This window comes from Photobacterium alginatilyticum, assembly GCF_009910675.1.
Lineage (GTDB): Bacteria > Pseudomonadota > Gammaproteobacteria > Enterobacterales > Vibrionaceae > Photobacterium > Photobacterium alginatilyticum.
Genome location: NZ_RSEJ01000024.1, coordinates 97,763 through 106,306 on the forward strand (window position 1 = coordinate 97,763; position 8,544 = coordinate 106,306).

Sequence of the window (8,544 nt, forward strand, 5' to 3'; positions counted from 1 at the left end):
GAACGTAATGAACATTCATACACAGCACGAGCAATTTCCCTTTGCTCGCCCTTTTACGATATCTCGTGGCACAAGAACACACCAGGATGTCGTCACAGTATCCATCGAGCATAATGGGCTTTCGGCTACTGCTGAATGTACGCCCTACCCGCGATACGGAGAGAGCATCGAATCAGTAATAGAGCAGATCGAGTTACTCAATCATAAACTCTCAGATATTCAGCTAACCAGAGCTAACCTGCCCGATTACCTAACAGCAGGTGCGGCCAGAAATGCTGTCGACTGTGCCCTGTGGCGTCTTGAGCATCAAGCCGCCTTCCCGTATCAGATTTTTACCATCGAGCCCGAAATCATTACTGCGATGACAATCTCTCTTGATACACCGGAGGCAATGGGAAGGCAGGCGAAAGAGCTATGCGAAGTACATGGTGCTAAATTACTTAAAGTAAAACTCGACCATAAGCGAATTATAGAGCGCGTTAAAGCGGTTCGAGACAATGCACCTAATGTCAATATTATTCTCGATGCCAATGAAGCTTGGGGAGATCTTGGTCAAGATACTGATTTGGAGACTCTATTCGAACAGCTGACCCCGTTCAACATCACTATGATTGAACAGCCAGTGCCAAAAGGCATGGACAACAAGCTACTGGGCATCAAACATCCTATCGACTTATGCGCCGATGAAAGCTGCCACACCAGTACAGATCTCGATGGCCTATTGGGCTGCTACGAGATGATTAACATCAAGCTCGACAAAACCGGAGGACTGACAGAAGCGCTTATGCTAGAGGCCAAAGCACGCGCGTTGGGTTTTAAAATTATGGTGGGTTGCATGGTTGGCACTTCAATGGCGATGGAGGCTGCATTGCCCGTTGCCACACATGCAGACATTGTTGACCTCGATGGCCCGGTTCTCCTGAAACAAGACAGAGCCAACGGCCTGCACTACCAAGCTGGAATGTTGCATCTCGACCTCTGATACACAATTTGCACATTCCAGTTCGTGGAAGCATTGAATCAATGACAATCTCTCTTCAGTACTTCCACTTTTTATAAGCTGCAGAACAAACGGTAGAACCAGACGAGGAAGTCTGATAAATTCCAAGAGTCAATTAACCAATGGAGGAACTTTGATGATTGTTTTAAAAACTAACCGGGCGCAGCGAGACTAATAATTTAATCCCTCTCCCTCCTGCCCGGTCTTAAACCGGGGCCACAATGCCCCTGAAAATCGTCTTTCAGAATGGTGTGTAATGCATCAGGGGTCAACATATCATGATCAAACCTATTTCTTTGCCTGAACTAGGCTGGAAACCTTTTTTTCAACAACAACTTTCGCTCGATGAATGGGAAACCTCCCATATAGCCAGAGTCATGGCACAACATCGCAGTCAACTAACAGTCATGACTGAGCAAGGCGAGCAGCACTTGAAGATTGCTCCCAGCATGCCAGCTATGACCGTTGGTGACTGGGTATTGCTATCTGATGATAGCCAATTTGTGCGAGCTTTGGATCGCAGTTCCGAATTCAGCAGGAAAGCGGCGGGCAGCAAAGTACAGTCGCAATTAATTGCAGCCAATATCGACACCGTTTTTATTGTCTGCTCGTTAAATAACGACTTTAACTTAAACAGAATCGAGCGCTACTTGGCACTGGTTAATGAAGCCGGTGTCGAGCCAGTTATCGTGCTCACAAAAGCTGATTGCTGTGAAGAACCTCAGCAGTACGTCCAGCAGGTTCAGAATATCGATCCAATGCTATTCGTCGAAGCCGTAAATGGCCTGGACCGTAGCAGCACAGCTGTACTTGAATCTTGGTGTCGCGCAGGAAAAACCGTTGCCTTTATGGGTTCTTCCGGGGCCGGTAAATCGACACTCATTAATGCCCTACAAGGTATTGAGGTGCAACAAACCGGCACTATTCGTGAAGATGACAGCAAAGGCCGCCATACGACAACATCGCGGTCATTGCACGTCATGCCGTCTGGCGGCTTGCTTCTTGATACACCTGGAATGCGGGAACTGCAGTTGGCTGGCTGTGAACAAGGGCTTGAGGTCACGTTTGCCGATATTGGCTTACTTGCCGAAGAGTGCCGGTTTTCAGACTGCCAGCATGATCAGGAACCAGGATGTGCGGTACGAGCCGCTATTGAATCAGGGAGACTTGAGGAACGTCGCTTGCGAAACTTTCATAAGCTAAACCGTGAGCAAGCCCGTAACGGAGCGACACTTGCGGAAAGACGGGCCAAAGATCGCAAATTCAATAAGTTTTGTCGTTCTGTCCTAGCCGAAAAGCAAAAACTAAAAGAAAGCTAACCAAATTGCGCTGACAAATGTCCAGACAGTGCAGAACTAGCTATCTATATAAACCACATGAAAAAGCACTCCCGGGGGAGTGCTTTTCTTAATACGGATGTTAGCTCAGCTTAAATCGTTGAACTTGCACATTCTGGCTGCCAAATTTGTGATTTTTCCTTCTCATGCACCTGCATTCTCATTACGGCAATGGGCCCCGTAATTAAGGTAACGGCAATCAACAGTGAAACAGGAACAGCGGTGATCACGATAAAAGACTGCAGTGCATTCAATCCGCCATCACCGGCTACTAACAACACCGCAGCCACGCACCCCATGACTATCGCCCAGAACAGACGCTGAGATTTACTTGGTTCGTTATCTCCCGAGACAACCATAGAGATTGAATAAGCCATCGAATCGCCTGTCGTGACAACAAAGGTAGTCGTCAATACCAAAAATGCAGGTACCAGCAAACTACTAAATGGCAACTGAGACAGAGAAGCGAGCAAAACGGCTGGAAGCCCGGCGTCATTCAGAGGTCCCGAGATGCTTCCCGGTGACTGAAGTTCGAAGAAGATTCCGGTTCCACCTAATACGGTAAACCAAAAGTTTGTCACGATTGGCGCACCGATGGCGACAGTCAGAATCAGCTCACGGATACTACGCCCCTCAGAAATACGCGCAATAAAAATCGCCATCATTGGCGCGAAGCCGATAAACCATCCCCAGAAGAACCATGTCCACCATGAATTCCATGCAGGAGCATCAGCGTTCAGGCTCATCTCTGGCATTTGTTCCACATACATCGCAAATGCCGAACCAAAGTGCTCAAAGATAAACTGAGTCGGACCAAATACCAGCATCACAAGCAGCAAGGCAAATGCACCAACAACATTCAGGCGACTTAACCATTGCAAACCTTTGTCCATGCCGGTAAAAGCGGAAACAGAATACACGGCAACCACAACGGCCAATATACCCAACTGGCTAGTTACGGTGTTCTCTATCCCCATCACAGATTCAAGGCTATAGCCCAACTGCGAAGCCAGAAAGCCGATTGGGCCAATAGTACCGGCCGCAACGGCAATAATCGAGCAGGCGTCAATCACAGAACCCAACCAATGGTTCTCTAACCGATCCCCCATCAGCGGGTAAAGCAATGCCCGCGGGCGTAGTTTCACACCACCTTGGTGGTGAGCGTACATAAGAACAATTGTTGCAAGCGTGCCCAGTACTGCCCAGGCTAAAAAGCCCCAATGAAGAAAGCTCTGACTCAAAGCGGGGGTTACAGCTTCTACAGAAGAACCCACCACACCATCAAAGCTCGGAGGGGGTGTAATAAAGTGATAAATAGGTTCTGCAGCAGACCAAAATACACCACCACCGGCAAGTAAAGTGCACATGATCATTGCCAACCAGCGGAAAGTTCCAATGGTCGGTTTCGCTTGCTTACCCATACGAATTTTTCCGTAACGGGTAACAGCAATAAGCACAGCCACTGCAAAATTGATAACCATCAACCATTGCCAGGCGTACCCAAAATGTGAAGTCACTGAGGAGAACATTGACTGAATCACACGGGTAACGAGTGACAGGTCGATGAGAGAGGAAAGCAGGAACAAACTGATGAACCCAATCGTTAGAGCTGGAACCAGTTTATCACCAACTTTATGTGTCGTGCTATGCATAATATACTCACGGTTACTGTGAGGGACGGCACATTATCAGCTTGCGGGCTATATAACCAGAAAAAAATGCTTTTTTTTATGAAAGAAAATTCAAACATAGCAGCCAACAGATAGCTTTCAGTCCATAATGATGGCCTTTTACACTTCATTCTAGCCCGTTTCAGTGCATGGCTATTCATTAGAGTTCAAATGGTTTTATATCGTTTTGAATACACAGTATGGTATAGTATGGCAGTTCGCACCATTCCCACCTTTCAACCAGTTACACCTACATAAAATAGTCCGCTGGACAATTTCCGGCCATGGCTTGGTGGTAAAATGACATAAATTTCACTTTGTTAGCGTTACCCTCTGCTACACTGCAAGACTAAATTAATCATCCTTTATGACAATGCCAATCTATTCGTTTCTTCGTAACAAAGCCCCTGGCTTCATTGCCTTGCTCATTTTCGCCACCATTATGTCCGGCGTACTTATGTTCTTTTCATCTGTCGAGCTGACAGGTCACGTATCCGATCTCACTGGTATAACTTTCTCGTTGCTTACAGCATCAGCAGGGAGCCCCTATTTCCTAGTCACCGTCTGTGTTCTGTGCTTAGCTCCGCTGATTTCAAAACTACCCCCAAAAGCAGTTGTCCGACTTATTTTTCAGTTTGCCATTCTGCTGATACTCAGCTTTATTGCCAAAACAACACTGAAGCATATTACTGAAATACCAAGGCCCTATAGCTATCAATTGCAAAGCTTAGGTATCGTGCATTCAGCCGATGAGTTCTACCAATTAAGTGCTACAGAAAAAGCAGCGGCGGTTCAAATGGCTACAGCAAATGTCAGTGATTGGCGTATATCCCATTGGCAAGGAGAGACAAACTACTCACTACCATCAGGGCATACTATTTTCGCCGCTGTCTGTGTCGTTTTTTGGGGAGGATACTTCTGGCGAAGGCGCCAGCTAGCAGCTGCAAGCCTTCTGATCCTGTGGGCAACAGGTGTCGGTATCAGCAGAATCTGGCTCGGGATGCACTGGCCAACAGACATACTTGCCTCTATCGCCAGCGCCGGGCTGTTATACCTTTTTATACCAGAGTGGAAGGATACGAAATAGAAGACCGCAATCAAAAAGAAAAACGCTTCCTAGGAAGCGTTTTGAGTTTCTATATCACAGTTTCTTTGAATCACTAACGGATCCGAATGGCCTGTTTCTAGCGTCACCGGAAACTGTGACTTGCTGAGGGTTAACGAACTTGAGCTATTACCTCTTCCACCTGAAACCATGACATTGTTAGTACTTGATACGATTCTTATATGAACTAAATCACTACTTTCATTCTTCAGAATCAATCTCACCCTATCTGTCTTCGATTCACAGGTAATACCTAGTGGTGGAAAAGTCGCTGCATTCACATGGAATGCAGCGATTAGAAAGGTCGTAATTAACATTACTTTCATGTATTAGTACTGACTTACATATACATGGTTATAAGAAGAACCATTTGCAATATATACATTCGAGTAATCATTGTTTGACTGTCTTACGTGAACTTTGTTGTAAGAAGTCCCACCACCGTAGTAATCATCAATTCTAACCTTAGATTTAGAGTAATCACCATACTGCTTAACTTTAACTTTGTTGTGATCTGCATTTTCACCTAAGATATCAACATCAGAATAGTTCCAATTACCTTTTTGCTTAACTTTAGCTTTGTTCCAGTCACCTGCTTTAACGCTAACTGTTGAATAGTTAAAGGCACCTTTCTGGTAAACATCCACATCATTATAGTCCGCATAATAACCAATATTTACCTTAGAGTTGTTTCGATAACCTTTCTGCCCTACAGTGACATAGTTATGATCAGAGTTACCGTAAATGTAAACGCCTGATCGGTTCTTTTTACCATACTGAGAAACATCTACATCGTTGTAATCAGAACCATAGCTAATCAAAACCTTTGAGCTATTTCCTTTATACTTACCAGGAGAATGCTGATACACAGACACATGGTTACCGTCACTATTTTTCTTAATTTTAACGTCAGACTTATTGTCAGTATAATAACCTGTCGCTGCTGCAGAAGTTGAAACAAGTGCAGCTGAAACCAATAGAGCTAACTTTTTCATGATAATTCCTTTAATTGTGTTATCGTACAATACTATTTATGCATTTATTATTCAGGTGATAATCAACACCAAATATTACAAATACGAATTAAAACAATCATTGCAATAATTCAGTTATTATTATTGTAAGCAACCTATCCTTGGCTCTCTTCCTTGTTTGGATTTATGATAAATCAACTTATTATCAAACTTAGCGCAGTCTCTCAACGAGATAATTCTCTTATGACAATACAAAACTCAATCTAATTGATTTGCTTGTTTGCCGATGTTCACATATTTAAGTTGTATTATTAGTATCGGACTTTCTAGAAATTATTCCATAAACCTAATTATGAAAACCCCATCTCAGATTTAATACTTTTATCAATATAGGTAAATTATATTCTAGTAAAAAAGTTCAATCTTAATAACATTAAAAATCAACAACTTAAATGCAAGGGCAAATAACATATAACCACTACCCCCTCAAAGCCTCATCAATAATCCATTTGTTATTAACAATAATAAAAATTCGCTGCATTCATAATGAATGCAGCGAAAACACATCAATAATTTACACGTTTACTTAGATTAGTATTGTGTTACATACACAGTGTTGTACGAAGAACCGTGTGTAATTTCTACATTCGAGTAGTCATTGTTTGTCTGAGTTACATGAACAGTGTTATAACTTGTTGGGCCATAGTAACCGTCGCTGATTAACACCTTAGACTTACTGTAATCACCACCTTGGCTTACAGAAACGTAGTTGTAATCAGCATTTTCACCAAGAATGTCAACATCAGACATGTTGTAGTTACCATACTGGTCTACGTGAACATTGTTCCAATCACCCTTGTTGATATACACATCGGAGTAGTTAAAGTAACCATCCTGGTACACACCTACTGTATTATCATCAGCGTAATGGTTAATACCAACCTTGGAGTCATTATAGTAACCTGTTTGGCTTACATACACAGAATTATTATCTGAGTTGTAATTAATATCGACATCTGATTTATTCTTTTCACCATACTGATTTACGGTAACATAGTTGTGATCAGACCCATAATCAATCAACACGTCAGAGGTATTACCGTCATAGCTGCCCGGAGAGTCCTGGTAAATTGTGACATGGTTGCCATCACTGTTGTTCTTAATTTTAACTGTCGACTTGTTATCACCATAATATCCCGTAGCTGCGGCAGACGTAGATACCAATGCAGCCGAAATTAATAGAGCTAGATTCTTCATGACAATTCCTTAATTGTGTTATCGAACAGTAATGCTTTTGTTCATCCCGTTGATGATCACATGCGTCTGACCACCAGTCTGGTTGATATCGGATTTAAAATACCTAACGTTACTTTTTTGGACGATTAACGCTTTATTGTCATTTCCATATTGCGCTATTTCGCCTCGGTTTTTGCTTCCTTTTTGTATTATTGCTGCTTTGTTGTTATTACCGTACTGAAGAATAACTCCAGTATTATCAAAACCATCTTCGAGTACTGCAGCATAGTTATCATCTCCGTTTTGGTCGATATATGCTTTGTTACCGCTTCCTCTCTGAGCAATATACGCATCGTTACGACTACCACTTTGCTTGATCTTAGCTGCGTTACCTAATCCACCATATTTGTTTTGTTGAACAACTGTAGCTGTACTATTGTACGCACCATTTTGTTCAACACTTGATATGTTATCGTACTCTAACTGTAACTCTGATAGCTTACCTAATTCATTAAACGCTAGGTCACTAGAAAATACGTTAAAGCTAACACCTGATAGAAACAGTGGAATAATTAGTTTTTTGTAACTTTTCATTTTCACAGCCACACATTTAACTTGTACTATCAGTATCGAATTTCCTAAATATTGTTCCATCAACCTAATCATGAAACTCTTCTCTTACTGTTAATACTTTTATTGAGAATGAAAAACCTCCTAACTAGTTAAATGCAATGAATAGAAAGCGATAAAACTAATCAAATAGTTTAAGTGATTTTAATAAAACGTATAAATTCAAAAAGATAAAAACAAAGCATCAAGAATAATACTAATGACTAAAACAGCTTACAGGAGTGATTAATTAAATTAACAAAGAAGTAGTAAAAAATACCGATAAAGTATAAGTTATTTATTATCAACAACTTATACTTTAGTTACGCAGTAATTAAATTCTCAGAACTGAGAACAGAGTATTGAGAATCGATGAGAATTCATTTTTTTGAGCATTATACCCAAGCTACCTCAAGATGCTCGTTTCAGCGAGAGTTACTTGACTTGTAGGCTAGGCACCGATTAGAAAATCTAGTGGCTCTAAATTAATAATCGGTAACAACGCATAGAAGCCAAGTAAACTCGCCCTTTGGGAGTGAGCCAGCGCGCCCATTTCTGTGTCAAATAACGTTGAAAGGGAATACCATTCCTACCGTCATTTTCCTTGAACTGA

At 42.2% G+C, this 8,544-nt stretch carries 7 protein-coding genes; 3 read left to right on the top strand and 4 right to left on the bottom strand.

What is annotated here, in order from left to right:
- Nucleotides 1–7: 7 nt before the first annotated feature.
- On the top strand, nucleotides 8–982 hold the full coding sequence (gene dgcA, locus EIZ48_RS20545) for an N-acetyl-D-Glu racemase DgcA (protein WP_160655591.1): 975 nt from the start codon (nucleotides 8–10) through the stop codon (nucleotides 980–982).
- Nucleotides 983–1,278: 296 nt separating this feature from the next.
- Complete coding sequence (gene rsgA, locus EIZ48_RS20550; RefSeq protein WP_160655593.1) at nucleotides 1,279–2,319, top strand: ribosome small subunit-dependent GTPase A; 1,041 nt, start codon at nucleotides 1,279–1,281, stop codon at nucleotides 2,317–2,319.
- Between the two features lie 110 nt (nucleotides 2,320–2,429).
- Here rsgA and EIZ48_RS20555 read toward each other — a convergent pair whose 3' ends face one another.
- Entirely contained in the window at nucleotides 2,430–3,989 is a 1,560-nt protein-coding gene (locus EIZ48_RS20555) for a BCCT family transporter (protein ID WP_160655596.1), read from the bottom strand.
- A 475-nt stretch (nucleotides 3,990–4,464) separates the two neighbouring features.
- Between EIZ48_RS20555 and EIZ48_RS20560 the strand changes: the two genes are divergently transcribed.
- Nucleotides 4,465–5,094 carry a phosphatase PAP2 family protein gene (locus EIZ48_RS20560; protein ID WP_240153040.1) on the top strand — a complete coding sequence of 210 codons (630 nt, stop codon included), beginning with the start codon at nucleotides 4,465–4,467 and terminating at the stop codon, nucleotides 5,092–5,094.
- Nucleotides 5,095–5,441: 347 nt separating this feature from the next.
- Here the strand turns inward: EIZ48_RS20560 and EIZ48_RS20565 are convergent, their stop codons facing one another.
- From EIZ48_RS20565 to EIZ48_RS20575, 3 genes are all read right to left on the bottom strand, one after another.
- Nucleotides 5,442–6,107 (bottom strand): curlin repeat-containing protein, encoded by a 666-nt coding sequence (locus EIZ48_RS20565; RefSeq protein WP_160655599.1) that lies wholly within the window; start codon nucleotides 6,105–6,107, stop codon nucleotides 5,442–5,444.
- A gap of 570 nt (nucleotides 6,108–6,677) precedes the next feature.
- The gene (locus EIZ48_RS20570) at nucleotides 6,678–7,343 is read right to left on the bottom strand and encodes a hypothetical protein (RefSeq protein WP_160655601.1); all 666 of its coding nucleotides are present in this window, start codon (nucleotides 7,341–7,343) and stop codon (nucleotides 6,678–6,680) included.
- Nucleotides 7,344–7,361: 18 nt separating this feature from the next.
- Nucleotides 7,362–7,916, bottom strand: a complete 555-nt coding sequence (locus tag EIZ48_RS20575; protein WP_160655604.1) for a curlin subunit CsgB — start codon at nucleotides 7,914–7,916, stop codon at nucleotides 7,362–7,364.
- Nucleotides 7,917–8,544: the final 628 nt, after the last annotated feature.

What these genes read in the sequence shown, in the direction of transcription:
- EIZ48_RS20575 (WP_160655604.1), bottom strand. Translation starts at nt 7,916, where the DNA reads ATGAAAAGTTACAAAAAACTAATTATTCCACTGTTTCTATCAGGTGTT.
- EIZ48_RS20560 (WP_240153040.1), top strand. Translation starts at nt 4,465, where the DNA reads ATGTTCTTTTCATCTGTCGAGCTGACAGGTCACGTATCCGATCTCACT.
- EIZ48_RS20555 (WP_160655596.1), bottom strand. Translation starts at nt 3,989, where the DNA reads ATGCATAGCACGACACATAAAGTTGGTGATAAACTGGTTCCAGCTCTA.
- dgcA (WP_160655591.1), top strand. Translation starts at nt 8, where the DNA reads ATGAACATTCATACACAGCACGAGCAATTTCCCTTTGCTCGCCCTTTT.
- EIZ48_RS20570 (WP_160655601.1), bottom strand. Translation starts at nt 7,343, where the DNA reads ATGAAGAATCTAGCTCTATTAATTTCGGCTGCATTGGTATCTACGTCT.
- EIZ48_RS20565 (WP_160655599.1), bottom strand. Translation starts at nt 6,107, where the DNA reads ATGAAAAAGTTAGCTCTATTGGTTTCAGCTGCACTTGTTTCAACTTCT.
- rsgA (WP_160655593.1), top strand. Translation starts at nt 1,279, where the DNA reads ATGATCAAACCTATTTCTTTGCCTGAACTAGGCTGGAAACCTTTTTTT.